Source organism: Kinneretia sp. DJ1R-11, assembly GCF_025717595.1.
In the GTDB taxonomy this organism is placed as follows: Bacteria; Pseudomonadota; Gammaproteobacteria; order Burkholderiales; family Burkholderiaceae_C; genus Paucibacter_A.
Window position 1 is genome coordinate 1 of record NZ_JAJIRR010000008.1, and the last position, 25,615, is coordinate 25,615.

Annotated in this window: 18 protein-coding genes; 11 read left to right on the forward strand and 7 right to left on the reverse strand. The window is 65.4% G+C overall.

Features of this window, described 5'->3' with window-relative positions; all coding sequences use genetic code 11:
* Positions 1-567 precede the first annotated feature (567 nt).
* Complete coding sequence (locus LNV23_RS14115; protein ID WP_263563550.1) at positions 568-1,401, reverse strand: N-acyl amino acid synthase FeeM domain-containing protein; 834 nt, start codon at positions 1,399-1,401, stop codon at positions 568-570.
* Positions 1,402-1,586: 185 nt separating this feature from the next.
* Positions 1,587-2,195, reverse strand: coding sequence for a YqiA/YcfP family alpha/beta fold hydrolase (locus tag LNV23_RS14120; RefSeq protein WP_263563551.1), 609 nt, complete (start codon positions 2,193-2,195; stop codon positions 1,587-1,589).
* Positions 2,196-2,390: 195 nt separating this feature from the next.
* On the opposite strand from LNV23_RS14120, the gene LNV23_RS14125 reads away from it, so the two are divergent.
* Together LNV23_RS14125 and LNV23_RS14130 are read left to right on the forward strand one after the other, a co-directional pair.
* Positions 2,391-5,177 (forward strand): zinc-dependent metalloprotease, encoded by a 2,787-nt coding sequence (locus LNV23_RS14125; protein WP_263563552.1) that lies wholly within the window; start codon positions 2,391-2,393, stop codon positions 5,175-5,177.
* 165 nt (positions 5,178-5,342) lie between these two features.
* On the forward strand, positions 5,343-6,353 hold the full coding sequence (locus tag LNV23_RS14130) for a transporter (protein WP_263563553.1): 1,011 nt from the start codon (positions 5,343-5,345) through the stop codon (positions 6,351-6,353).
* A 1-nt stretch (position 6,354) separates the two neighbouring features.
* On the opposite strand, the gene LNV23_RS14135 is transcribed toward LNV23_RS14130, so the two are convergent.
* The 5 genes from LNV23_RS14135 to thiD all read right to left on the reverse strand — a co-directional run bounded on the left by LNV23_RS14135 (position 6,355) and on the right by thiD (position 11,341).
* Positions 6,355-6,792: a GNAT family N-acetyltransferase gene (locus tag LNV23_RS14135; protein WP_263563554.1), complete on the reverse strand. Its 438-nt coding sequence runs from the start codon at positions 6,790-6,792 to the stop codon at positions 6,355-6,357.
* A gap of 19 nt (positions 6,793-6,811) precedes the next feature.
* A complete protein-coding gene (gene mpl, locus LNV23_RS14140) occupies positions 6,812-8,260 on the reverse strand; it encodes a UDP-N-acetylmuramate:L-alanyl-gamma-D-glutamyl-meso-diaminopimelate ligase (RefSeq protein ID WP_263563555.1) in 1,449 nt (482 codons plus the stop codon).
* A 47-nt stretch (positions 8,261-8,307) separates the two neighbouring features.
* Positions 8,308-8,982, reverse strand: coding sequence for an HAD family hydrolase (locus tag LNV23_RS14145; protein ID WP_263563556.1), 675 nt, complete (start codon positions 8,980-8,982; stop codon positions 8,308-8,310).
* Between the two features lie 17 nt (positions 8,983-8,999).
* On the reverse strand, positions 9,000-10,286 hold the full coding sequence (hemL, locus tag LNV23_RS14150; RefSeq protein ID WP_263563557.1) for a glutamate-1-semialdehyde 2,1-aminomutase: 1,287 nt from the start codon (positions 10,284-10,286) through the stop codon (positions 9,000-9,002).
* 77 nt (positions 10,287-10,363) lie between these two features.
* Positions 10,364-11,341, reverse strand: a complete 978-nt coding sequence (gene thiD, locus LNV23_RS14155; protein WP_263563558.1) for a bifunctional hydroxymethylpyrimidine kinase/phosphomethylpyrimidine kinase — start codon at positions 11,339-11,341, stop codon at positions 10,364-10,366.
* Positions 11,342-11,605: 264 nt separating this feature from the next.
* Here thiD and LNV23_RS14160 point away from each other — a divergent pair, with 264 nt between their 5' ends.
* From LNV23_RS14160 to LNV23_RS14200, 9 genes are all read left to right on the forward strand, one after another.
* Positions 11,606-11,758, forward strand: coding sequence for a rubredoxin (locus tag LNV23_RS14160; RefSeq protein ID WP_263517171.1), 153 nt, complete (start codon positions 11,606-11,608; stop codon positions 11,756-11,758).
* An 85-nt stretch (positions 11,759-11,843) separates the two neighbouring features.
* Positions 11,844-12,257 carry a response regulator gene (locus tag LNV23_RS14165; protein ID WP_318023236.1) on the forward strand — a complete coding sequence of 138 codons (414 nt, stop codon included), beginning with the start codon at positions 11,844-11,846 and terminating at the stop codon, positions 12,255-12,257.
* A gap of 127 nt (positions 12,258-12,384) precedes the next feature.
* Positions 12,385-12,750: a response regulator gene (locus LNV23_RS14170; RefSeq protein WP_263517038.1), complete on the forward strand. Its 366-nt coding sequence runs from the start codon at positions 12,385-12,387 to the stop codon at positions 12,748-12,750.
* 16 nt (positions 12,751-12,766) lie between these two features.
* Positions 12,767-13,327, forward strand: a complete 561-nt coding sequence (locus LNV23_RS14175; RefSeq protein ID WP_263563559.1) for a chemotaxis protein CheW — start codon at positions 12,767-12,769, stop codon at positions 13,325-13,327.
* Between the two features lie 102 nt (positions 13,328-13,429).
* Positions 13,430-15,733 carry a methyl-accepting chemotaxis protein gene (locus tag LNV23_RS14180; RefSeq protein ID WP_263563560.1) on the forward strand — a complete coding sequence of 768 codons (2,304 nt, stop codon included), beginning with the start codon at positions 13,430-13,432 and terminating at the stop codon, positions 15,731-15,733.
* A 15-nt stretch (positions 15,734-15,748) separates the two neighbouring features.
* A complete protein-coding gene (locus tag LNV23_RS14185; protein ID WP_263563561.1) occupies positions 15,749-22,501 on the forward strand; it encodes a hybrid sensor histidine kinase/response regulator in 6,753 nt (2,250 codons plus the stop codon).
* A gap of 109 nt (positions 22,502-22,610) precedes the next feature.
* On the forward strand, positions 22,611-23,708 hold the full coding sequence (locus tag LNV23_RS14190) for a GGDEF domain-containing protein (protein WP_263563562.1): 1,098 nt from the start codon (positions 22,611-22,613) through the stop codon (positions 23,706-23,708).
* Between the two features lie 241 nt (positions 23,709-23,949).
* Positions 23,950-24,531 (forward strand): porin family protein, encoded by a 582-nt coding sequence (locus tag LNV23_RS14195; RefSeq protein WP_263563563.1) that lies wholly within the window; start codon positions 23,950-23,952, stop codon positions 24,529-24,531.
* Between the two features lie 246 nt (positions 24,532-24,777).
* Positions 24,778-25,611 (forward strand): CerR family C-terminal domain-containing protein, encoded by an 834-nt coding sequence (locus LNV23_RS14200; RefSeq protein ID WP_263563564.1) that lies wholly within the window; start codon positions 24,778-24,780, stop codon positions 25,609-25,611.
* Positions 25,612-25,615 lie beyond the last annotated feature (4 nt).

The window sequence follows — 25,615 nt, forward strand, 5'->3', positions numbered from 1 at the left end:
CTGCCTTGCGCTGCTCGCGCCTCGGGGCTGGCGCATAACTCTCTTCACTCACTCCGTTCGTTTCGTTCAAACAGACGCGCCAAGTCAGAACTTGAAGCGCGCGGGTACGCGCGCGCTTCGAGCCGCTGCGCTGCTCAGCCCTTCACAAATCGCCCAGCGGCAGCCCGGACTGCAGGGCACTTGCATCGCGCTCGATCTGCCCCTCGACGGTGGAACACGCCACCTTCGGAGGTGGCTCGGCCTGACGACGGGCGATTTGTGCGCGGCCGAGAGCGCAGCGGAGCGGCTCAGGCGCGCGCCGAAGCTTGCTTCAAGCGCGCTTCAAGCACTGACTCGGCGCCACTGTTTGACCACAGTGAGCGCAGCGAACGGAGGGAGTTTGGCGCCGCTGAGCCACGCAGTGAGCACCGAGGGGAGTCGGCTCGCAGAGCCGACCCGGGCACCATGAGCACGGCGGCGGGCCGAGTCACCGCAGCGCGACAAACCCAGCCATCGAACTTCCGCTATGTGCCGTGACCTGCCAGTCAGCAGCTGCACTTGCAGCCGCTATGGCTTCCCGTTTCAGGATCAGAGGAACTCGCCGGTGACCGTGTCGCCTTCGAGGTCTGGGTAGTCGTCTTTGCTGGTGGCCGCGCGCAGGCTCTCGATGTCCTGGTGGGCGCGGCTCAGACGGCCGACGATATTGGCTTCTTCGGCAATCGACAGGAAATAGGGGTAGAGCGAGCGCACTTCCAGTGACTTCTCGGGTTGGCCGCCCAGGGTGGCGATTTGCTCCTGCACATAGCTGAAGTCCAGGCACATCAGCACCGCCGGTGCATTGACACGCGGGTTCTGCCGCTGGCCGGTCAGGACCTTGAAACCCAGCATGGCCTCGTAAAAACGAACGTGGCGAGGGTTGACTTCGATCAGCAGGCTGTCGAAGCCCATCAAGCGGTGGGCGTAGATGTAGGCCACGTGAAACAGCGAAGCCAGCACACGCTTGGACTTGGAAACGTTGTCCACCGCCAGCTTGGTGAATTCGCAGATATTGCGACGCTCTGCACGCAATGCGTCGGTCTCGGGGCCGAAGGTTTCGTCCACGTTGAGGCCGGCCGGGGAATCGAAGCCAATGGTGATGGTGCCGATGATGACTTCAGCATCGCTGGCCATCAAGGTGATGCGTTGCGGTTCCGCTTCTTCGGGCAGGTCGCTGGCGATGTATCCCCGGGAGGCATAGCGACGCTGGATCAGCACGCTGGCGGAGCTGCGACGGCCGGAAGAATCGGCATTGCGGATCTTGAACAGGCGCTGGTTGATCTCCAGGCCTTTGCCCACGGCTTCGCTCTGCAGCAATTCGGGCAGCAGCGATTGCAGCTTGTGCGGTGACTCGAATGTCACGCCGATGATGGTGTCGCCTTGCAAAGTACTACTTCCTCACACTCTCACATTCGGCTCGGGGGGCTGAGTTCGCTGCCGCCTGGGCAGAGGGTGTCTGCTTCGGGCGCCGCAGCATTGTCTCCAAATACGACGAGCCTTGTGCACACTTCCCGCAACATTCTCGAGTATCCATTATCGGCTTGATATCAATGGTCAGTGTAAGTACGGCGTCAGAGCTGCAGAAATGCGGTCAATTCCGTCAAGTGCTCGTCAAAATCACTGAGACCATGGTCGCTGCCCTCCAGCAGGCGGATCGGGCCTTCGATGTAGCGGGTCTGCATCTCCCGCCAGTCCAGCAGTTCGTCACCCTTGGCCACCACGGCCAGGCAGCGTTCCGGGTTCAAGAGCTGTTCCGGCATCAGGGCGTGCAGCTCATCGACGAAATCCGCTTGAAAAAAGAAGCGTTCGGTCGGGTCTTGCCAGCAGCTTTGCTCGCCGATGTAGGCGGCCAGGTCGCGGGCTGGATCCACTGCGGGGTTGATGACGACAGCGCGCCAATGCGGCAGGGTCTGAATCAGCGCTGTCGTGTAGAAGCCGCCCAGTGAACTGCCCATGACCGCCGATTCATCCGCCGGCCAGCCCTCCGTCAGGCTTTGCAGCAGTGCGAAAGCCGCACGCGGCGAGGGCGGCAGCTGGGGGCAGGAGAAATGGAGATCGGGGCGATGTTCTGCCACCCAGGCCTGCATGCGCAAGGCCTTGGCCGAGCGCGGCGAGGAGCGGAAGCCATGCAGATAGAGCAAGTGGCTGCGGCGCTGGGCAGGGCGTGCGTTCAGGGTCATGTCGGCGAGTGTAGGTCGCCTCAGACCTGGTACTTACCCGCGGCCGACCGGGGCCTGCGGCCATTGACGGCCCGCAGATGACAAGACACAGTTGCCGCCTTTGTGCCGCCGTGGTCGGCTTTCGCGTCTGCTTCGCGAGCTGTGCCCGGAGCCAGCGGCCCTATTTCGAACCTGCAACGTGCCAAGGAAGTCTGAATGTTCACGAGCCGCTCCACACCCCCGTTTTCGCCCATGACGCCGACCTCGCCGCTGGGCGCTCTGAAGTTGTCCAGCCTTGCTGCCGCAGTCGCCTTGTTGAGCGCTTGCGCCAGCACCACCGCACCGACGGGCCAGGCCGCCGCTCCCGCACCGGCCGCAGCCCCTGCTGCTGCCCCGGCAGTTGCGGCCACGGCGCCGGCTGCAGCGCCGGGTGCCTCCGCGACGGTGCCCGGTGCCGCTCGCCCGCCCGCCGATCCCACGGCGCCCAAGCCCTTCGCCGAGGTCAGCAAGGACGCCAAGGTGCAGGACGGTCTGTTCCCGATCTGGCGCAAGGACGAGAAGGTCTGGTTGGAAGTGTCCAAGGACAAAATCGGCAAGCCCTTCCTCTTCACCGCCAATGTGGCCAATGCCGTCGGAGAGCGCGGTCTCTACGCGAGCCAGATGGGCATGGACCAGATGGTCGAATGGCGTCGCATCGGCAACCAGATCCAGCTGATCGCCTTGAACACCGCCTTCCGCGGCGAGGGCGGCGGCAAGGCCGCCGTGGCTCAGGCCTTCTCGCCCAGTTTGCTGGCAGCCGGCCCGGTGGCCAGCGCCGAGCACCCGGAGCGCAAGTCGGTGCTGGTCGATGCGGCTATGTTCCTGAGTGACATCCCAGGCCTGTCGACCCGTCTGGAGGCGGCTTACCGACTGCCTTTCGCGGCCGACCGTGCCAACTCACATATCGAAGCCAGCCGCGCCGACGCCACGCTGAGCACCCTGACCGCGCGCATGCATTTCGCCACGCCGCGCATCCCAGCGCCGCCGCTGACCCCGAGCCCGGTGCCCATGCCGACGCCGCCGCAGGCCACGCCTGATGCGCGCAGCATGTTCGTCAGCTTTGTCTACAGCTTCGCGGCCTTGCCCGAGGCCCCGCTGCGCCCGCGTCTGAGCGACCCGCGTCTCGGCCATTTCATGGAGTCCTTCACCGACCTTGGCAATGACATGAAGGCCAATGCGCGCGTGCACTACATCAAGCGCTGGCGCCTGGAAAAGCAGGACCCGAACGCGGCCCTGAGCGAGCCGGTCAAGCCCATCGTCTACTGGATGGACAAGAACATCCCGGCCAAGTACCGCCCGGCCGTGGAAGCCGGCATCGTCGAGTGGAACAAGGCCTTCGAGAAAATCGGTTTCAAGAATGCCGTGCTGGCCAAGCAGCAGCCGGACGATGCCGATTGGGACAATATGGACGCCGGCCATGCCTCGATCCGCTGGTTCGTCGGCGCCGATGTCGGCTTTGCCATCGGCCCCAGCCATGCCGACCCGCGCAGCGGTGAGATCCTCGACGCCGACATCGGCATGAGCGATGTGTTCTCGCGTGGTTCGCGCCGCATGATTGTGGAAGACGTGGGTTTCAGCGCGCAGCAGGCCCAGCAGGCGACCCAGGCGCTGGGCGCGCACCGCCACGGCGCCGCCGAGGCCTTGTGCACCTATGCGCACGACGCGGCATCCGAGATGAATTTCGCGCTCGATGTGCTGGAAGCACGCGGCGATGTGGCGCCCGACAGCCCGGAGGCCGAAGCCTTTGTGGCCGCGGTCATCAAGGACACCATCATGCATGAGGTGGGCCACACCCTGGGCCTGAAGCACAACTTCAAGGCCTCCACCACGATCAGCCAGAAGCAGCTGCAGGACAAGGCCTATACCGATGCCAACGGCATCTCCGGCTCGGTGATGGACTACAACGCCTACAACCTGGCGCTCAAGGGCGAGGCCCCGACCACCTTCAACAACACCACCCTCGGTGCTTACGACTACTGGGCCATCGAGTACGCCTACAAGCCCATCAGCGTGGAGAACGAAGCGGCCGAGCTGGCCAAGATCGCCAGCCGCAGCATCGAGCCGGCATTGGCGTATGCCGATGACGCCGATGCCGGAGGCTTCGGCCCTTACGACGGCATGGACCCGCTGGCCAACCGCTTCGACCTGGGTGATGACCCGCTGGCCTATTACAAGAAGCGCCTGAAGCTGTCCAAGGAACTCTGGACTCGCGTGCAGGACCGCAAGCCTGAGGTTGGTGACGACCCGCTGCGTCAGCGCCGCGCTCTGATGAGCGGCTTCAACCAGCTGTTCCGCTCTGCCGAGCTGGTCGGCAAGTATGTCGGCGGCATGCACGCCCTGCGTGACCTGCCCGGCAGCACCGGCCGTGCCAGCTTCAAGCCGGTCGAGCCGGCCAAGCAGCGCGAGGCCTTGCAGTTCCTGGCCAGCGGCTTGTTCAGCGTGGACAGCTTCAAGTTCAAGCCCGAGTTCCTGTCCACCCTGACCATCGACTACAACGAATGGGAGCGTGGCGGCCCCTTGAATGTGCCGGCCTCGGTTGCGCGGGTGCAGTTGGTGGCTTTGGACCGCCTGCTGAGCCAGAACACGGCTCTGCGCCTGATGGATATGCCGGCCTATGTGCCGGAAGCCCAGCGCAAGGGTCTGATCTCGCTCAACGAGGTCTACGCCACCTTGCAAGGCGCCATCTGGAGCGAGCTCAAGAGCGGCAGCGAGATCGACCGCATGCGCCGCAATCTGCAGCGCGAGCATCTCAAGCGCCTGCAGACCATCCTGACCAAGGGTGGCGGCGCCTCGGGCCAGATGGCCGATGCCTATGCCCTGGCCCGCTTGCAGGCCAACAGCCTGGTGGCCGATCTGCGCGCCGCGGTGGCCAAGGGCGGGCAGACCGTTGAGACCCGCGCTCACTTGGCCGAAAGCCTGGACACGCTGAACAGCGCCCTCAAGGCTTCGATGTCGCGTTCTTGACCTGACGCGCTCTGTTGCATAGAAAGAAGCAGGCCGGCGCCGAGAGGTGCCGGCCCTTTTTTTGACCTGGTCCTCGGCTGCTCGGTGCGACACCCGCCACAGCAGCCCTGACATCTCCATGACGCACAATCGCGCCCGCAGCAGAGCCAGGGGAGGGCAGGCGGTATGAGTTTCAGTTTTGGTGCGCATCAGGACAGTGCCCTGATCTGCGGGTTCGTCTTGGCGCCAGGTCAGGCCGGCCGTCCGCTCAGCCTGGCCGAGGCTTTGGCCTGGCTGGCAGACGCGCGCGCGCGGGCAAGCAGCCCCGAGTTCATCTGGCTGCATTTCAATCTCACCGATGCTTCGGCCCAGGCCTGGATGCAGTCGCATCTGAGCCTGCCACCCGAGTTCTTCGAGACTCTGCGCCAGGGCTCGCGCTCCACCCGCATCGAGGATGCCGACGACCACCTGATCGCCGTGGTCAACGATGTGGCCTACGAGTTTGCTTTCGACCCATCCGAGATTGCCACGCTCTGGGTCAATGTCAGCCCGCAGGTGGCCGTGAGTGCGCGCAGCCACCCGCTGCGTTCCATCGACCGGCTGCGTGAGGCGGTCAAGATGGGTGCGCATTTCGACTCCACGGTGTCCCTGCTCAACCACCTGTTTCGCGACCAGGGCGATGTGCTGGTGCGCATCGTGCGCGACGCCACCGTGCAAGTGGACCGCATCGAAGACAGCCTGCTGGCTGGCCGCCTGCAGGCCAAACGCAGCGAACTGGGCCAGTTACGCCGGGTGCTGGTACGCCTGCAGCGCCTGCTGGCGCCGGAGCCGGGAGCCTTGTTCCGTCTGCTGCGCTTGCCGCCGCCCTGGGTCGTGCCACAAGACCTGGATGAGCTGCGCCAGGCCACCGAGGAGTTTTCCCTGGTCATCCGCGATATGGCAGCGCTGCAGGAGCGCATCAAGCTGCTGCAAGAAGAAATGGCCGCCCAGGTGGGTGAGCAGACCAACCGCAGCGTCTTCACCTTGACCGTGGTGACCGTGTTGGCCCTGCCGATCAACATCATGGCCGGTATGTTCGGCATGAACGTGGGCGGCGTGCCCCTGTCCGACGATCCGCATGGTTTCGCCATCCTGGCGGTGTTGGTGCTGCTGTTCACGGCCGTGGCTGGCTGGTGGGCTTTTCGCAAGCGCGACTGATTCAGTCCGCGCCGAGGCACAACTCCTCGTCGCCATGGCCATCGCGCCGGCCGCTGGGTTGCCAGCCCTGAGCGCGGTAGAAGCCATGCGAACGCAGCGCCGGGTCGGCGCCGGCCATCAGCCAGGGCCTGGGGCTGCCCACCGATTGCAAATGTGACACGGCCGCTGCCAGCAAGTCGCGGCCCAGGCCTTGGCCTTCGCAGCCCGCCAGCACGGCCAGCACCAGCACTTCGCCGCTGGCCGGGTCCACATTGCAAAAGCCGATCGCCTGATCGTCGCCATCGACGGCCAGCCAGCCGCAGACCTCGCCGTCATCGAAGGCCGCGCGCAGCGTGGAGGGCGTGAGGCCCAGTTCGGCCAGTCGTTGCGGCGAGATCGCGTTGTCGCGCGTGCGCGCTCGGATGTGGAACATCACGTCTACATCGGCGCTGCAGGCCATGCGCAGCCGCATATTCAGTTCAACGCTGCGCCAGGGCCGCGAGCAGCTTCTCGTGGATGCCGCCGAAACCGCCATTGCTCATGCACAGCAGATGATCGCCCGGGCGCGCGGCCTTGAGCACGGCGGTGACCAATGCGTCGATATTGGCCGTCACGACGGCCTGGGCGCCCATCGGCGCCAGGGCCTCGGCCGCGTCCCAGTCCAGGCCGCCTTGGTGGCAGAAGCTCAGGTCGGCGGCTTCGAGGGCCCAGGGCAGCTGCGCCTTCATGGTGCCCAGCTTCATGGTGTTGGAACGCGGCTCGAAGATGGCCAGGATGCGCTCAGCCGGTGCGATGCGGCGGCGCAGGCCGTCCACGGTGGTGCGGATCGCGGTGGGGTGGTGGGCGAAGTCGTCGTAGACCTTGATGCCGGCTACGTCTCCGCGCAGTTCCATGCGGCGGCGCACATTCTTGAACTCGGCCAGGGCGGCGGCACTCTGCTCGGGCGTCACTCCCAGGTGCTCGGCGGCGGCGATGGCGGCCAGGGCGTTGAGTTGGTTGTGCTCGCCGATCAGCGACCACTCGACCCGCGCCACCTTGAGGCTGCCACGCAGCACATCGAAAGCCTGAGGCTCGCCGCGTGCACGCAGGGCGCCGCTTTCTTCCTTGCGAGCCCCGAATCGCTGCACCTCGCTCCAGCAGCCGCGGCTGAGCACGCGCTGCAGCGCTTCTTCGCGGGCGTTGAGCACGATGCGGCCGCTGGCCGGCACGGTGCGCACCAGGTGGTGGAACTGGGTTTCGATGGCGGCCAGGTCGGGGAAGATGTCGGCGTGGTCGTACTCGAGGTTGTTCAGCACGGCCGTGCGCGGGCGGTAGTGCACAAACTTGCTGCGCTTGTCGAAGAAGGCGGTGTCGTATTCATCGGCTTCAATGACGAATGGAGCCCCCACGCTCGGCCCTGCGGGCGCTTCGCTGCCCCCCGAGGGGGCGTTCGCGCCTTGGGACGGCCCGGCGGCGCTCGGCGTGCGGCCCGAACCGAGCTTGGCGGAGACACCGAAATTTTGCGGCACACCGCCGACCAGAAAGCCCGGCTGCAGGCCGGCGTGTTCGAGGATCCAGGCCAGCATCGAGGTGGTGCTGGTCTTGCCGTGGGTGCCGGCGACGGCCAGCACATGGCGGCCTTGCAGCACATGCTCGGCCAGCCATTGAGGGCCGCTGGTGTAGGCGGCGCCGGCGTCAAGGATGGCTTCCATCAGCGGGAACTTCTCGCCGCGCGTGACCACATTGCCGATCACGAACACATCGGGTTGCAGTGCCATCTGTTCCGCGCCAAAGCCTTGGGTCAGCTCAATGCCCAGGGCTTGCAGCTGATCGCTCATCGGCGGGTAGACATTGGCATCGCAGCCGGTGACGCGGTGGCCGGCCTCGCGCGCCAGAGCAGCCAAGCCGCCCATGAAAGTGCCGCAGATGCCGAGGATGTGGATGTGCATGGTCGTCGTCAATCGTCAGAAACGGAACAGAACACTATGGGGCAGGCTCAGGCCGTGAACCACTGTTCGGCCAGGGGCGGGGCGGCTTCGAGCGAATTCAGCACGAGGCAGCGCGGCGCGATCGCCGGGTCGGGGGCTTTGAGGTCGGGCACCAGCACCACGCCGGCCCCGGCTGCCAGTGCGCCTTGCGCGCCATAGCTGGAGTCTTCAAACACCAAGGTCTGCTCCGGCGCCAGGCCCAGGCTGCGGGCGGCCAGCTCGAACAGGTCGGGATGCGGCTTGCCACGCGTGACCTGGTCACCGCCGTGGATGGGGCCGAAAAAGCTCAGCAGGCCCGCGAGGCCCAGGCGCCGCAGCACCTCGGTGTGTCGGGTGGAAGAGGCGACTGCGCAAGGTACGCCGCGCGCTTGCAGTGACTGAAGCAGCGACAACGCACCGGGGCGCAAGGCAAAGCCCTGGCCTTGAAACTGCGCTTCAACCTCGCGATCCACCTCGTCGTACATGGCCTCGGCTTGCGCATGCGAGCCCAGCTTGTCGGCCAGCACCCGCAGGCTGTCGCAGCGGTTGATGCCCACGGTCAGCAGGTAGTCGGCCTCGCTGAGCGGCGTGCCGACAGCCGCACTCTGGCGCAGCCAAGCGTCACGGATGGGCCGCTCGGAATCGAGCAGCAGGCCGTCCATATCAAAGATGGCCGCGGTGAAGCGGCGGCCGGTGTGCGGCATGACTGGGGTCGCTGCGATCAGCGCAGGGCGTGGCGAGCGGCGTCCAGCGTGGCCTGGATGTCGGCCTCGCTGTGGGCGGCGGAGACAAAGCCGGCTTCGTACAGCGCCGGGGCCAGGTAGACGCCGGCGTCCAGCATGGCGTGGAAGAAGCGGTTGAAGCGCTCCTTGTCGGTGGTCATCACGGTCTGGTATTCCTGCGGCAGCTGGTCCATCAGGAAGAAGCCGAACATGCCGCCTTGGCAATCGACGCTGAAGGGCACGCCATTGTCCTTGGCGACCGCTGCGAGGCCGTCGACCAGGCGACGCGTCTTGGCCGACAGGTCTTCGAAGAAACCGGGCTTCTGGATCTCGCGCAGCGTGGCCAGGCCGCAAGCGGTGGCCACCGGGTTGCCGCTCAGGGTGCCGGCCTGGTAGACGCCGCCCAGCGGGGCCAGGTGCTTCATGATCTCGCGGCTGGCGCCGAAGGCGGCCAGGGGCATGCCGCCGCCGATGACTTTGCCGAAGACGCTGATATCGGGCTTGAAGCCGGGGATCAGGCTGGCGTAATGGCCTTGGGCGCTGTGCAGACCGACGCGGAAGCCGGTCATCACCTCGTCCAGGACCAGCAGGGCGCCGTGTTCGGTGCAGAGCTCACGCAGACGCTTCATGTACGCCGTCTGGGTGCGCACGAAATTCATATTGCCGGCGATCGGCTCGATGATGACGCAGGCCAGCTCCTTGCCGTGCAGGGCAAAGGCTTCTTCCAGCTGGGCCAGATGGTTGAACTCCAGCACCAGGGTGTGCTGGGCCACTTCGGCCGGCACGCCGGCGCTGGTCGGGTGGCCGAAGGTGGCAAGACCTGACCCTGCCTTGACCAACAGCGCGTCGGTGTGGCCGTGGTAGCAGCCCTCGAACTTGATGAACTTGCTGCGGCCGGTGGCGCCGCGCGCCAGGCGGATGGCGCTCATGGTCGCCTCGGTGCCCGAGGACACCAGACGTACCTGCTCCATGCTGGGCACCAGCTTCAGGATTTCTTCGGCCAGCTCGATCTCGCGCTCGGTCGGCGCGCCGAAGGAGAAGCCTTCGCGGGCGGCCTTGGTGACGGCCTCCAGCACGGCCGGGTGGCCGTGGCCCAAAATCATCGGGCCCCAGGAGCCGATGTAGTCGATGTAGCGCTGGCCGTCGGCGTCGACGATGTAAGCCCCGTCGCCGCGGGTGATGAAGCGCGGCGTGCCGCCGACCGCGCGGAAGGCACGCACCGGCGAATTGACGCCGCCAGGGATGACGCGCTGGGCGCGTTCGAACAGTTCTTGGTTCTTGGACATGATGAATTGAAGGGCCAGGACAAAGGGCCGAGGAAAAAGGCTGCCTCTAGGCGTGCAGGATCAATTGGGGGCGGACTTCAGTGCATGCGGCGCGGCGGGCGGCCCGGAGCTGCCTCATCCAGCTTGACCGTGACGCTGCCCGCTTGCGCAGCCGCAGCCGCTTCGGCGGCCATCTCGGCTTCTTCCTCTTCGCTGGGCGGCAAGGCCCAGAAGAAGCGGTCGGGAATGACATTGCCCATGCCGGGGCGGAAGCCGCCGTCCAGGGCCTGGTCGAGGAAGGACAGGGCCTCGCCGACGGCGGAGTGAATCTCGGCGCCGACCGAGAGCAGGGCGGCCAAGCCGGCCGAGAGCGTGTCACCGGCGCCGACGAAGTTGACTTCGAAGCGCTCGAACTTCTCGCCCGTCACTGGGCCGGCCGGTGTGGCCAGCACGTTGTCGACGAACTGGTTGGGCAGGGCAATGCCGGTGACCAGCACATGGGCCGTGCCGTGCTGGCCGGCGGCCACGGCCAGCTCGCGCGGCGAGGCTGGGCGGTCGGCGTCCCAGTCGGGCAGCAGGAAATCACTCAAGGTCTTGTGGTTGCCGACCAGCACATGGGTTTGCGGCAGCACCAGCTCACGGAAGGCGTCCAGATAGCTGGCTTGTTGCTCCTCGTCGAGCCAGGCGACATTGGGCAGGTAGGCGACCAGGGGCACGTCGGGGTAGTCCGAAAGCACTTCCGCGACCGCGCTGACGCCCTCGGCGCTGCCCAGGAAGCCGACCTTCCAGGCACTGATCTGGACATCTTCCAGGATCAAGCGGGCCTGCTCGGCAATGGTGTCCGGGTCCAGGGTGTGGTGTTCGAAGACTTCGGCCGTGTCGCGCAGCACGATGGCGCTGACCACGGGCAGGCAATGGGCACCCATGGCTGCGATGGTGGCGATGTCACCGGCCAGGCCGCCGGCGCCACTGGCGTCGCTGGCATTGAAGCTCAGCACGCAGGCCGGGGCCTGGGCTTCCTGCTCATCGAGGGCGGCCGTCGGATCGGTACTGCTGGGGAGTTCGGTCTTGTTCATGATGTGCGGCGCGGGTTCGGGGGACAGAAATTGCAAGCAAATGCAAAAAAGGCGGGCCGCAGGCGGCGAGGGCGGGTGCTCAAGCACTGCAAAACAGGCTCCTGACGCTCGGGTGTACCCTGCTTTGAAAGCATGCGCGACAGGGGGAATCCAGCTGTTGCATCCTTGCCGATTCGCTGGCCCGGGAGGGCAAGCCGGCGTGGCTACAATCTTCGCATTGTAGATAGCAAACCCATACCCATCGTGAGCGAAGCAAGTACCTGGATGTGCCTGATCTGCGGCTGGATTTACGACGAAGCCGCAGGTGACCCCGAGCACGGTATTGCACCGGGTACCCTGTGGGCCAATGTCGACATGAACTGGACCTGCCCCGAGTGTGGCGCCCGCAAAGAAGACTTCGAGATGGTTCGTATCTGACGCTGCGCACTGTAGCGCTGTCCCACCCGTCTGCAGTGAGTCATGGCTGTCCGGCCATGAGTGTGCTGCTGTGAGGAGATAAGGCTTGGACGTACAAGTTCCCCAAGGCGCAAGCGGCATCGTGGCGACCGCTGCCAAGGTGCTGGTCATTGATGACAGCAACACCATCCGGCGCAGTGCCGAGATTTTTCTCAAGCAAGGTGGTCACGAGGTGGTGCTGGCCGAGGATGGTTTCGACGCCCTGGCCAAGCTCAGTGATTACGAGCCCGACCTGGTGTTCTGTGACATCCTGATGCCGCGTCTCGACGGCTATCAGACCTGCGCCATCATCAAGCGCAACCCGCAGTTCGCGGGCGTGCCGGTCATCATGCTGTCGTCCAAAGATGGCTTGTTTGACAAGGCGCGCGGCCGCATGGTGGGTTCGCAGGACTATCTGACCAAGCCATTCACCAAGGATCAGTTGTTGAAAGCCGTGCTTTCGCACCGGCGCGGCGCCTGATACTCAGGCCGCGGCACCGGATTTGTTGCTGTTGACGATGTTGTTGATGATGGTTCTGTTTGCCGACCCTGTGGTCGGTCCGGTCGCCGGGGCTTATCGCCTCGCTGCGGTGACGTGAGGACGCCAAATGCCGATACAAAAAATTCTGTTGGTCGATGATTCCAAGACCGAGCTCCATGTGCTGAGCGAAATGCTCGTCAAGCGTGGCTATCAGGTGCGCACCGCCGAAAACGGCGAGGAGGCACTCAAGCGCTTGGCCGAGGAAACGCCGGACTTGATCTTGATGGATGTGGTGATGCCGGGTCAGAACGGCTTTCAGCTGACTCGCACCATCACCCGTGATGAGCGTTTTGCCCATGTGCCGGTGATCATGTGCACGAGCAAGAATCAGGAAACTGATCGCGTCTGGGGCATGCGTCAAGGCGCGCGCGATTACGTGGTCAAGCCGGTCAAGGCCGAGGACTTGCTCGCCAAGATCAAGGCCCTGGGCTGAACATGCGAGCGCTGAAATGAGTAGCAGCTCCAGCAAACAGGCCCTGCGTGACCTGCAGACCCGCCTCGCGCAACGCATGCAGGCGGCGCGGGATCAAGAGATCCAGGCCGCCAGCTGGCTGGCAGTGGAGTGCGCCGGTGTCGGCTTGCTGCTGTCCCTGCGTCAGGCGGCGGAAATCTTCACGCCGGTGCCGATGCGTGCCTTGCCTTATGCCCAGCCCTGGCTGGCTGGGGTGGCCAATCTGCGCGGCGGCCTGTTCACGGTCGTTGATCTGGCGGTTTTTCTGGGCTTGCGTGAGGCCGGTGCGGCTCGCCTTGAGGCGCGCCAGGACCTGGCCCAGGTGCGCATGGTGTCGCTCAATGCCGAGCTCAACACCAACTGCGCCTTGTTGGTGGACCGTTTGCTGGGCTTGCGCGGTGACGAGCAGCTGCAGCCCGATCCGGCCGACAGCGAGACAGCCGGCCAACGACCTCGATTTGCCGGCCCCCGCCTGCTCGACGCCGACGGCCGCAGCTGGCAGACGCTCGATCTCGAGGCCTTGGCCAAGCACGACCAGTTTCTCCGTGTCGTGGTTTGATCTGATAAGCAAGCCGAGCGCATTCAGCTAGGCTCGAGGGTTAGCGGCACGGCCAACACCGGTTCATGAAGGACCGGTTTTCAACGAATTCACGAGGGTGAGATGAGCTTCCTGGACAAGATCAAGAACCTGGGCAAGACCGAGACCGAAGGCCAAGTGGAAGCCGCACATGCGGATTCCGTGCCCTCCGGTGCGGTGCTGGTGTCCACGCAGACGCACACCGGCCCGGGCCAGTTGTCGAACTCATCCATCATCTCTGAGGCCCTGCCCACCGAGCAGCAAGGCGCCACCGAGTTTGGTGAAACCACGGCAACCTTTGCCACCACCAGCGCGGCCCTGGATGGCCCTCTGACGGAGCAGCAGACGGACAGCAAGCCGCCAGAGAACCGCCGCCAGACGGTACTGATCGCCCTGGTCGCGGTGGGCTTGCTCGGCACGGCCGCCACGGTCAGCCTGAGTCTGCTTGGCGGCAGCCGCAGTGCGGCCCAGGTGCGCGCGGCCGGTCAGGCCCTGATGCACTCGCAGCGCATGGCCAAGTCGGTGTCCACCGCCCTGGTGGGTAACCAAGGCGCGTTTGCCGAGCTGCGTGAGAGCGGCAGCGTGCTGGTCGGCGTGGTCGGCAACTTGCGCACCGGCGACGGCCCCTTGGCCGCAGCCCCAGGAAGCGTGCAGCCGGTGCTGGACATTGTTCAGCCCCTGGTGGAGCGCGCTGAAAAGAATGCCAAGGTGGTGCAGGCGCAGGAAAAGGTGCTGACTGAAGTGGGCCAGGCCCTGCGTGCCATCAACCGCCAGTCCAGCGATCTGCTGGAAAGCGCCGAGGCCGTGGCCTCGGAGTCGCTGCAGCGCAATGGTTCGGCCGCTGAAATCTCCGCCGCCGGCCAGTTGGTGATGTTGACCCAGCGTATCGGCAAGAGCGCCAACGAATTCCTGACCCAGGACGGCGTCAGCCCCGAGGCCGTGTTCCTGCTGGGCAAAGACTTGAACTCCTTCAAGCTGATTGCCGAAGCACTGCTGAACGGCAATTCCGAGCTGCGCCTGGCCAGTGCCAAGGACCCGCAGCTGCGCGAACGCCTGGGCGCCTTGCTGAAGCAATATGAACAGACCCGCACCCAAGCTTCCGCCATTCTGGGCAATCTGCAAGGCCTGGTGGCTTCGCGCGAAGCCCAGAAGAGCATCTTGGGCGACAGCGAAACCCTGCGCAAGGGCTTGGAAGACCTGGCCTTGGAGCTGGAGTCGGCCGGTGGCGTGAGCTGGTGGTTGGCCCTGCTGATGATCGCCTCCTTGGGCGCCCTGGTGGCCGGCTCGCTCGGTTTCCTGCGCCTTTATGTGGCGGACCAAAAACAGCGTGCCATGTTGGCCGAGGCCCAGGAGGGCGAGGCCAAGGCGCAAGAGCGCGAAGCCAAGCGCGTCAACGACGCCAACCAGGCCGCAATTTTGCGTTTGATGAACGAACTGCAGTCGGTCGCTGAAGGTGACTTGACGCAACAAGCCACGGTGACCGAGGACATCACCGGCGCCATCGCCGACTCGGTGAACTACACCGTGGAAGAGCTGCGCAGCTTGGTCGGCCAGGTGCAGGCCACGGCCGCTCGGGTGACCGACACCACAGGTCAGGTCGACCAGACCTCGACCGACCTGCTGGCCGCGTCTAAGGAACAGCTGCACGAGATCCGTTCCACCGGTGAGGCCGTGTTGCAGATGGCCGAGCGCATCAATGAGGTGTCCAACCAGGCCCAGTCCACGGCCGAAGTGGCGCGCCAGTCGCGTCAGGCCGCCGAGTCGGGTCTGCAGGCCATGCAGAACAACATCAGCGGTATGAATGCCATCCGCGAGCACATCCAGGAAACTTCCAAGCGCATCAAGCGCCTGGGCGAGTCCTCGCAGGAAATTGGAGAGATCACCGAGCTGATCTCCGACATTACCGAACAAACCAACGTGCTGGCGCTGAACGCGGCCATCCAGGCCGCTTCGGCCGGTGAAGCCGGTCGCGGCTTCTCGGTGGTGGCAGAAGAAGTGCAGCGCCTGGCGGAACGCTCGGGCGATGCGACGCGCCGGATTGCCGCCCTGGTCAAGACCATTCAGACCGACACCCACGATGCCGTGGCCGCCATGGAGCGCTCGACGCTCGGCGTGGTGCAGGGTACGCGACTGTCCGATGCGGCCGGCAAGGCGCTGGAAGAGATCGACAGCGTGTCGCGTCGCCTCGATGACTTGATCGCCCAGATTTCTACCCAGGCCCTCAGCGAAGCCGCCTCCGCCAATGAGGTGGCCTCCAACATCCAGCATATTTTTGCCGTGACCGAACAGACCAGCGAAGGCACGCGCTCGACCGCACAGATGGTGCACGAGTTGTCCCGTTCGGCCGAGGCTTTGAAGCAGTCGGTGGCGCGGTTCAAGGTCGCCTAAGAGGCGGAGCCCGGCATGGATCAGTTCCGCGAGTCCGAGTTTCCTCCCGACCTCAGCCCCCTGGCGTGGGTGCAGGAGGAGTTGCGCCGATCCCTTGAATCGGTCCACAAGGCGCTGCGGCGCATGCTGCGCGATGGCGACAGCAAGTTCAGCGTGTTGGGTGCCGAAGTCGGCTCCAGCTCCCAGTCTTTGCTGGGCGCCGCAGCCCAGTTGCACCAGGTGGCCGGCGTGTTGTCCCTGGTCGGCTTGCCGGCCGGTGCCACGGTGCTGCGCGCTGCCGAACAGGCGGTGCAATTCCTGGCCGAGCGCACCGATCTGGTGGATCCTTTCCGCGTCGAGACCATCGAGCGCGCCAATTTCGCCCTGCTCAGCTACATCGCCCGCCTGCTGGCTGGCAACAAGGCCTCGACGCTGAGCCTGTTCCCGGCCTACCGTGAGCTGCAGACTTTTGTCGGCGCCGAGCGGGTGCACCCGGCCGACCTCTGGCAGTACGAATGGCGCTGGTGCGATGTGCCGGACGAAACCGGCTGCCCGGCCCTGGCCCCTGAGACCGGCCGCGCGCCGTTCGAAGCGGCCCTGCTCAAGCACATGCGCACGCCCAGCCCGGCCTTTGCCGGCCGCTTGAGCGACCTTTGCGCCGGCCTGGCCGCGGGCCTGATCGAATCGCACAGCAAGACCCTCTGGCAGTTGGCTGCCGCGCAGTTCCAGGCCCAGGCCTTGGGCTTGCTGGACGGCGACGCTTTCGTCAAGCGCCTGGGCTCGCGCCTGCTGTCCCAGCTCAAGCTGGGTCGTCAGGTTGATCCGGCGGTGCAAGAGCGTCTGGCGCAAGACCTGCTTTTCTTCTGCGCCCAGGCGCGCGACCCGGCGAACGAGCGCATGGCGCCACGCCTGAGTGCGGTGCGCCGGGCTTTCGGCCTGAACCCTGAATTCCGGGGTGATTACGAAGACCAGACCCTGGGTCATATCGATCCGGCCTGGGTGGCGCAGGCGCGCCGCCGCGTCGGCGTGGCCAAGGAGTCCTGGGGCAGTGCCGCCGAGGGCGACAGCCATCGCCTGGCCGGCCTCGACGAGCAATTCGCAGCCGTGGCGGAATCGCTGCAGCGCCTGTTCCCGAGTGGCGAGGTGCTGGGCCAGACCCTGCAACGCGCGGTGGTTGCCACCTTGCGCTCGGGCCAGCCGCCGCGCCCCGCTCTGGCCATGGAAGTGGCCACCAGCATGTTGTATGTGGAGGCGGCGCTCGACGACGCGGCCTTCGACCAGCCCGAGCAAGCCGAGCGCGTGCGCGCTCTGGCCCAGCGTATTGACGCGGTCGCCCATGGCGACGCACCACAGCCGCTGGAAGCCTGGATGGAGGATCTGTATCGCCGGGTCTCCGACCGCCAGACCCTGGGCAGCGTGGTTCATGAGCTGCGTGCCAGCCTGTCGGACATCGAGCGCCAGGCGGATGAGTATTTCCGTGACCCGGCGCAGCGTCAAAAATTGATTCCGGTGCCGGCCCAGCTCTCCGCCATGCGCGGTGTGCTGACCGTCTTGGGTCTGGACCAAGCGGCTTTGGCCTGCCTGCGCATGCGCGACGAGGTCGATGAGCTAGCCAACACTGAGGTCGACACCGAGCGTGGCGGTCCGCGCGAGCTGTTCGAGCGCCTCGCCAACAATCTTGGCGCCCTGGGTTTCCTGATCGACATGCTGAGCGTGCAGCCGCAGCTGGCCAAACGCATGTTTGTGTTCGAGGAGGCCAGTGGTCGTCTCAACCCGGTCATGGGCCGACGCGCCGACGCCAGCCCGCTGCCGCCCATGGTGGCTTCGGCACCGGCGCCGCTGGACGGCCTGATGCACTTGGACCTGGACAGCCCCTCGGCACCCACGCCCCTGCAGACCTTGGACAGCCAGTCACCTGCTGCCTTGGGCGACCTGGGTCTGCCGGAGCTGAGTTTCGGGTTCGACAGCGCGCCCGAGCTTGCAGAACCTGCCTCCATGCCTGAGCCTGCCGAGGCGTCCTTGGCGCCGGCCGAACCGGCCCCGGCCGCCTTTGCGCAGGACCCCGAGATGCAGGAGATCTTCCTCGAGGAAGCTGGCGAAGTGTTGGGCAATGCCCGCGCTGCCCTGGCTGCCTTGCAAGAAGACGGCAGCGATCGCGAGCAGCTGACGGTTCTGCGCCGTGCCTTCCACACCCTCAAGGGCAGCTCCCGCATGGTGGGCTTTGACGCCTATGGCGAGGGTGCTTGGGCCTGCGAACAGCTTTTCAATGCGCGCTTGGCCGATGCCACGCCGCAGGCCGATGCGCCTTTGCTGGCCTTCAGTGCCGAGGCCTTGGATTACCTTGGCCAGTGGTGCGAGCAGATCGCCGGCCGTCAGAGCGGCGCCTTCATTCCCGACCCGCTGCGACGCAGTGCCAACGCCTTGCGTTTGCAGGGCGAGGCGCTGGCACTGGACTGGCCGGGACGCCAGCTGCCTTCGGAAGAAATGCCGGCCGAGCCTCTGGCCGAAGCGCCGGCTCAGGAGCTGTTCGAGCCCGCGCCGGCTGAAGCCGAGGCCGCAGCCGAAGTGGAACCCTTGCAAGCCTTGATCGATGCCTCGGCGGAACAGCCGGGCGGCGAGCTCAGCATGGAGTCGCTGCCTGAATCCGAAGCCGCGCCCGAGCCCATCGAGTCGCAAGCCGAGGCGATTGAGCTGGCCGAGCAGGCTGAGCCGAGCGCAGACCTGGAGTTGCCGGTCGAGTTGCCGGAGCTGTCCGAAGAGGTGTTGGAACTGCCTGAGCTGGCGCTGCCCGAGCTGACGCTTCCAGAGTTGACTCTGGCTGAACCGCCCCTGTTGACCGACGAGGCCGCAGTGCCCGCAGTTTCGTTGGCGCCGGATCTGGCCGACCCGGATCTGGGTCTTGACCTCGAACTCCCGGCACTGTCGGACGAGTTGCCCACGGTCCAGCCGACGCCGACCGAGTTCATGGATGAACCGGTCGAGTTGCCGAGCTGGCAGGCCACGGCCATCGAGCCTGCCCCCACGGTGCTGTCTGAAGGCCCGGATACCGAGCTCTTGACTGAACTGGCCACCGAGTTGCTGCCTGAACTTGGGCCGGACTTGGGCGAAGCCGAGCCGCTGCTTGGCGATGCCGGGCTGATGCTCGAGCTCGATGCCGGTGCAGCGGCCGACGCGCAGCCGCCTGTGCTGACGGACTTGCTGGAACTGGATCTGCTGGGCGAGGGCGAAGCCGCCGCGGACAGCGCGCTGGAAGCCGCTCAAGCCCAGACGCCGACCGATGTGCTGCCCGCCGCCGCCGAGACCGTTCTCAGCGAACTGCCGAGTGAGGCCGAGGACGCTGCGGCCAGCGAGTTTGCATCCCTGGATGCACTCGACCTGCCCCTGACCTTGGACCTGCCTTTGGACGCTGCCGAAGCGGCGCCCGAGACGGTCAGCCAGGCCGTACCCGATTTTGAATTGCCCGAGTTCGAGCTGAACCTCGATCTGGGCGAGTTGGTGGGTGAACCTCTTGTCCCGGCTGAACCTGAAGTGGTGGCCGAAGCCGAGGACGCCGCCGAGACGGAGGCCGAAGCACTTGCCGACCTGGCGAACGCGATTGAGCCGCCGGTCGCAGCGCCGGCTGTGCCTCATCTCAGCTTGGTCAGTTCTGGCAACAGCCAGGCTGGCGATGTGGATGCGGGCGAGGGCGAGGCTGCCGACGAAACTGCCGAAGAGGGGGACGAAGGCGTCAAGCGCATCGGTTCCCTGCGCATCGGCATCACCCTGTTCAACATCTTCCTGAACGAGGCCGATGAGCTCTCGCGTCGCCTGGCCACCGGCTTGGCGGAATGGGCGATGGAGCTGAACCCGCCGCTGCCCGCGCAGTGCGAGGCCCTGGCGCACGCGCTGGCCGGCAATTCGGCCACCGTGGGCTATGAGGATTTGTCGACCCTGGCGCGAGCCCTGGAGCACGCCTTGGGCCGCGCCCAGCGCGCTCAGCGCTTCAGCGAAGCCGATGCTCAGCTGTTCGAGCGGGCGGCCGAAGACATTCGCCAGCTCTTGCATCAGTTCGCGGCCGGCTTCCTGCGCCCGCATGACGCCTCGCTGGTCGAGCGTCTGCATTCTTACGAGCCCGAGGTGGACAGCAGCCTGCTGGGCAGCTTCGACGCCTTGGATGATCTGGAAACTCCGGACGCAGGCGATATCGGTCCCACGCCGACGGTGGTGGACGACACCTTGGACCTGCATCTGCCGGCCTATTCGGCGGCAGCGCTTGAGCCTGCGCCGAGCCGACCGACGGCCGATCAAGACGAAGTCGAGCCTGGCTTGCCGGACGAAATCGACGCCGTGCTGCTGCCGATCTTCGAGGAGGAAGCGCGCGAGCTACTGCCCCAGCTGCATGCCGCGCTGCGCGACTGGCTGCTGCGGCCGCAAGACCGCAGCGCGCCCGATGCCTGCATGCGCGCCCTGCACACCTTCAAGGGCGGTGCTCGCCTGACCGGTGCCATGCGTCTGGGCGAGCAGGCCCATGAGCTGGAGTCGGCCGTCGAGGTGGCGCTGGCCATGGACCCGCCAGACAATGCCAGCCTGCAAGCCCTGCAGGATGGCGGCGATGCGCTCGAAGCCAGCCTGGATCGTTTGCTGGCCTCGCTTCTGGAGCCCGAAGCGGCCGTGCCAGTGCCCGAGGTGCTGCCGGTGGCTGAGCTGGTACCTGCATTGGAGTCCGGCGACGCGCCCGTTGCCGATGCCGCCGCTGCCGAAGCAGAGCTCGAGGTCCTCGCTGCAGCCGAACCCGGCGCCGATGTGGAGGCCGAGCAGGTTGAGGAACAGGCCGCGCCAGCGCCGCCGCGCCAGATCGACTGGTCGCGCTTCAGCGAACGTCAGGCCAGCCCCGACGACATCACCATCGAACTGCCCGGCACCGGCCCGCAAGCCATGGTGCGCGTGCGAGGCAGCCTGCTTGAACGCATGGCGGCCCAGGCCGGTGAGGTCAGCATCCGGCGCGCGCGTCTGGAGTCCGAGTTGGCTCAGATGAAGGGCTCCTTGCTCGAGCTGGACGACAACTTGGCGCGCCTGCGCAATCAGTTGCGTGAGCTGGAGCTGCAGGCCGAGGCCCAGATGGGCACGCAGCAGGAGCTCCATCAAAAGGCCGGCCGTGATTTCGACCCGCTGGAATTCGATCGCTACACCCGCTTCCAGGAACTGACCAAGATGCTGACCGAGTCGGTCGGCGACGTGGCCACGGTGCAGCGCGCCTTGCAGCGCAATGTGCAGCTCGGTGAAGACGAGTTGGCGGCTCAGTCGCGCCTGACGCGTGAGCTGCAGGACGATTTGCTGCGCACCCGTTTGATCGAGTTCGAGAGCTTGGGTGAGCGTATGCACCGGGTGGTGCGCCAGGCGGCGCGCGATGCCGGCCGTCAAGCCCAGCTGGAGATCATCGGCGGCCAGACCGAACTGGACCGCAGCGTCCTGGAACGCATGGCCGGGCCCTTCGAGCATTTGCTGCGCAACAGCATCAGCCATGGCATCGAAGCGCCCGAGCAGCGCCAGGCTCTGGGCAAGCCCGTTCAAGGCACGGTCCGGCTGGAGCTGCGTCAGGAAAGCAATGAAGTCCTGCTGACCTTCAGCGATGACGGTGCTGGCCTGGATTTGAAACGCATCCGCGAACGCGGCGAGCAGCTGGGTCTGATTCAGCCCGGCGAAACGCTGTCGGAAGCGGCCCTGATGCAGCTGATCTTCACCTCCGGCTTCTCCACGGCCACGCAAGTGACCGAGTTGAGCGGGCGTGGCGTCGGCATGGATGTGGTGCGCGCCGAGGTCAGCACCTTGGGCGGCTCCATCACCACCGAGTCCAAGCCGGGGCTGGGCACCAGTTTCGCGCTGCGCTTGCCTTTGACCACGGCTCTGACCCAGGTCGTGCTGCTGCGCAGCGGCGATCAGGTGGTGGCGGTGCCGGCCAGTTTGATGGCTTCGCTGCAGCGAGTGCCGGCCGCTTTGGTGGAAGAGGCTTATGCCACGGGCAATCTGCAGCATGCTGGACAGGTCCTGCCGTTCTACTGGCTGGGCGGTCTGCTGGGCCAGCCCGGGCGCGGCCATGGTCAGGGCAAGTACCTGCCGGTGGTGCTGATGCGCAGTGCCCAGCAGTCACTGGCACTGCACGTGGACGAGGTCCTGGGCAATCAGGAAGTGGTGGTCAAGAACCTCGGTGCACAGCTCAGCCGCGTGCCGGGTCTGGCGGGCGTCAGCCTGCTCGCCTCGGGCGATGTGGCTCTGATTTACAACCCTGTGGCTTTGGCAGCTTGGTACGGCCCACTGGCGCAGCAGCGTCTGCTGGAGGCCCGTGAAGCTGCCCAGCATGTGGCCGAGCAGGGCATTGCGCCGAAGCCGGTGGCCGAATCGAGCGAAGACCTGCCGCCGCTGGTTCTGGTCGTCGATGACTCTTTGACGGTGCGTCGCGTCACCCAGCGTCTTCTGGAGCGCGAGGGCTACCGTGTGCAGCTGGCCAAGGACGGGCTGGATGCCATGGAGGCGCTCGGCGGCGACGAGCTTCCAGTGCTGGTGCTGTCGGACATCGAGATGCCGCGCATGGACGGTTTCGACCTGCTGCGCAATATCCGAGCCGACGCCCGTCTGCGCGAACTGCCGGTGGTGATGATCACTTCTCGCATTGCTCAGAAACATCGCGACTACGCCGAGCAGCTCGGGGCGGACCACTATCTCGGCAAGCCCTATGACGAAGCCCATCTGCTGGAGCTGATCGCTCGCTACACTGCGGCACATGCCCAGGCCACACAAGCGGCGGCGCTGTGAGTTGAATGCGGCTGTGCTGCGGCTTTCGAGCCGTGCCGCAGCCGCCCCGCCCTTCTTCATTGTGTTCCCTGTGCCTGCCCTGGCTCAACGAGGCGTTCTTCCCTGACCCATGTCTGAAGTCGTTGATCATCTTGCCGAGTTGACCGGCTTCCGAGACCGCGATGTCATGGATGTGACGCTGGTGTCGGCCCTGCGCGATCTGCTGGAGCCGCGCTCGGTGGCGATCTATCGCTATATCGGGGAGCCCGGAGTTGAACGTTGGCTGACGCGCGCCCATTTGCGCGGAGACGATGCCGTGGCAACCGCGGACCCGCTCTGGCTGGAACCCGATCGGCTGCCGCCGGCCGCGGATTTCCCTCAGCGCCTGGAATGCATGCGCAGTCGGACGGTGCTGCAATGGCAGCAGCCGCCGCTTGCCGATGAGGCCGAGGCGGGCCCGGCGCCGAAGTCAGCGTTGGACTGGATCAATCTCTTTCCAATTGCCACCGAGCGCGAAGTCATCGGCGTGCTGGAGATCCATTCGGCCAGCCGCCTCAAGAGCAAGGCCCAGCGCATGGTCAGCAGCGTGCTGCGGATCTATCACAACTTCCAAGGTCTGCTCGACTACAGCGAGCGCGACACCCTGACTGGTCTGCTCAACCGCAAGACCTTCGAGGAGAGCTTTCTCAAGGCTTTGAGCGAGCTGTCGACGCTGGCGCAGGTGGTGGCGGCCGATCCGCAGGCGGGTGAGAACGACCGTCGCCACGAGAACATCCACCCGCAGTATTTCCTGGGTGTGATCGACATCGATCATTTCAAGGCCGTCAACGATGGTTTCGGCCATTTGATCGGCGACGAAGTGCTGCTGCTGCTGTCGCGCCTGATGCGCAGCAGCTTCCGCTTCCACGACCTGCTCTACCGTTTCGGCGGTGAAGAGTTCGTCGTGCTGATGCGCTGCGACGAGGGCGTGGATGCGGCCCATGCCTTCGAGCGACTGCGTCACAACACCGAGCATTACGCCTTCCCTCAGGTGGGCCGCATCACGGTCAGCATCGGTTTTACCCAGGTGCGTGTTGGCGACTCACCGGCGGCTGCCTTCGAGCGCGCTGACAAGGCCGTTTATCACGCCAAAGATAACGGTCGCAACCAGGTGCACAACCATGCCGACCTGGTCTCTGCCGGGCAGATGCAGGAAGTGACTCAGCTCAGCGATATGGAGCTGTTCTAGTCTCAGTCCCTGCGCAGCGCTGCCGCGCTCGCTCCGCTTGATTGCGGCCGGTTTGGACCGGTTTCCCATTTCGCCCGTCACACGCCGTCACACAGCACACACCGTGCCTGCACTGACGCGACGAGGGTGCTTCGACACAATGAATTCATCGCAGCGAGAGAGGCAAACGCCACTCGCAGCGAGTGTTGAAACCCTGTGATGGCGCGCCCTCGGTGGCCGCCTTGAACGAAAGGAACCCACCATGAACAAGAACAAGAACTCCAAGATCGCCCTGGCTTCCATCTCGGCCCTGGCCCTCGCACTGGGAACAGCGACCGGCGCTGCCGTGGCTGCTCCGGGCAACAACTCGGGCTTTTACCTCAGCGGCGATCTGGGCCAGTCTCGCAACAACCTGAGCAGCCCGACCAGCCCTGCAGTCAACATCGACAAGCGCGGCACGGTCTACGGCATCAGCGGCGGCTACCAATTCAATCCGCATTTCGCCACCGAACTGAGTGTGCAGCGCCTGGGCACCCATGGCATTGGCAGCAGCGAAGCCAAGACCACCGCTTATTCGCTTGACGCCATCGGCCGCCTGCCGGTCAATGACAAGTTCTCGGTCTACGGCCGCCTCGGTGCCAGCCACCTGGATCGCAAGTTCAGCGGCATCCAGGCCCAGGACAGCCATCGCGTCGGTTTCAAGCTGGGCCTGGGCGCCGAGTACGCCCTGGACAAGAACTGGTCGCTTCGCACCGAGTTGACCCGCTACAACAAGGCACCTGTCGTCAGCACCTACGGCGAGCACATGAACACCTGGACGGCAGGCGTCAAGTACAGCTTCTGATTCCAGTCACCCCAACCCTAAGGTCCATCTGAGTCGGGCAGGCCCTCGCGAAAGCGAGGGCCTGTTTTTTTTGTCCTGCAAGCTCTTCGGGCGGCCAGCTGGAATCGGCACATAGCAGCCGAATGCAAAAGGCAACCACAGAGGCACGGAGGCACAGAGAAATTCAAAGCTGTATTGGTTTTAGCTCTGTGCCTCTGTGCCTCTGTGGTTGCATTTGAATTTCCGCTTCGTGCCGATAGCCGCCCGATGCGCTTCATTCGCACAAATGTGCGTCGTTCGAGCCCAGCCCTTCATTTCCGCACAGGGGCCATTCGGAAATGTTTAATCAATCGATTGATTAATTTGGCTATCATGCGCGCCATGTCGAAACGAAACAAAACGATTCCGGGCGATGAGGCGCCGGGCCGCCGTGAGCGGCTCTTGACCGAGGCCAGTCGCATTTTTGCGCTCAAAGGTTTTGACAAGGCCAGCACGCGGGAGATTGCTCAGGCGGCCGGGGCGAATATCGGCCTGATTGCCTATTACTTCGGGGACAAGCTGGGCCTGTACCGCGAGGTGATGATGCGGCCCGTGGCCGATGTGATCGGCCGCATGCCCGAGGCCGATGCCAACGTGCCGCTGCGCCCGTGGCTGGAAAGCTTTTACGGCGCCTTTTTGCAGCCCTTGCAGTTGGAAGAGGCGGCCCTGGCCAGCCTGTTGCGGCTGTGTGGGCGCGAAATGATCGAGCCCTCTGCGGTCTACCAGGATATTTGTGCCGAGTACATCGCACCGCGCCATTTGGAACTGGTGCAGATGCTGGCGCAGCGCTGCGGGGTGGCGGAAGTGGACACCGAGCTCCATCAGCTGGCCTTCGGCCTGGTTGCGCTGGCCCATGACTATTGGATGTCGGCCGACCATATGGAAGCCTTGGTGCCGGGCCTGGTGCGCGGGCCCGGCGCCTACGAGCGGGTGCTGGGTCGCCTGGTCGGTTATGGCGAGGCCTTGATTGAACATGAACGGGCGTTGCGCCAGTCGGCGGCCAAGACCGCCACCGTTGTCGCAGTGAAGCCAAAGAGAACCCAGAAAGCACCCAAAACATGAAAAA

Bases quoted from the DNA above. Each gene is read 5' to 3' on its own strand.
- LNV23_RS14120 (WP_263563551.1), bottom strand. From the start codon at position 2,195: ATGACCCTGAACGCACGCCCTGCCCAGCGCCGCAGCCACTTGCTCTAT.
- LNV23_RS14125 (WP_263563552.1), top strand. From the start codon at position 2,391: ATGTTCACGAGCCGCTCCACACCCCCGTTTTCGCCCATGACGCCGACC.
- LNV23_RS14130 (WP_263563553.1), top strand. From the start codon at position 5,343: ATGAGTTTCAGTTTTGGTGCGCATCAGGACAGTGCCCTGATCTGCGGG.
- LNV23_RS14135 (WP_263563554.1), bottom strand. From the start codon at position 6,792: ATGGCCTGCAGCGCCGATGTAGACGTGATGTTCCACATCCGAGCGCGC.
- mpl (WP_263563555.1), bottom strand. From the start codon at position 8,260: ATGCACATCCACATCCTCGGCATCTGCGGCACTTTCATGGGCGGCTTG.
- LNV23_RS14145 (WP_263563556.1), bottom strand. From the start codon at position 8,982: ATGCCGCACACCGGCCGCCGCTTCACCGCGGCCATCTTTGATATGGAC.
- hemL (WP_263563557.1), bottom strand. From the start codon at position 10,286: ATGTCCAAGAACCAAGAACTGTTCGAACGCGCCCAGCGCGTCATCCCT.
- thiD (WP_263563558.1), bottom strand. From the start codon at position 11,341: ATGAACAAGACCGAACTCCCCAGCAGTACCGATCCGACGGCCGCCCTC.
- LNV23_RS14160 (WP_263517171.1), top strand. From the start codon at position 11,606: ATGTGCCTGATCTGCGGCTGGATTTACGACGAAGCCGCAGGTGACCCC.
- LNV23_RS14170 (WP_263517038.1), top strand. From the start codon at position 12,385: ATGCCGATACAAAAAATTCTGTTGGTCGATGATTCCAAGACCGAGCTC.
- LNV23_RS14175 (WP_263563559.1), top strand. From the start codon at position 12,767: ATGAGTAGCAGCTCCAGCAAACAGGCCCTGCGTGACCTGCAGACCCGC.
- LNV23_RS14180 (WP_263563560.1), top strand. From the start codon at position 13,430: ATGAGCTTCCTGGACAAGATCAAGAACCTGGGCAAGACCGAGACCGAA.
- LNV23_RS14185 (WP_263563561.1), top strand. From the start codon at position 15,749: ATGGATCAGTTCCGCGAGTCCGAGTTTCCTCCCGACCTCAGCCCCCTG.
- LNV23_RS14190 (WP_263563562.1), top strand. From the start codon at position 22,611: ATGTCTGAAGTCGTTGATCATCTTGCCGAGTTGACCGGCTTCCGAGAC.
- LNV23_RS14195 (WP_263563563.1), top strand. From the start codon at position 23,950: ATGAACAAGAACAAGAACTCCAAGATCGCCCTGGCTTCCATCTCGGCC.
- LNV23_RS14200 (WP_263563564.1), top strand. From the start codon at position 24,778: ATGCGCTTCATTCGCACAAATGTGCGTCGTTCGAGCCCAGCCCTTCAT.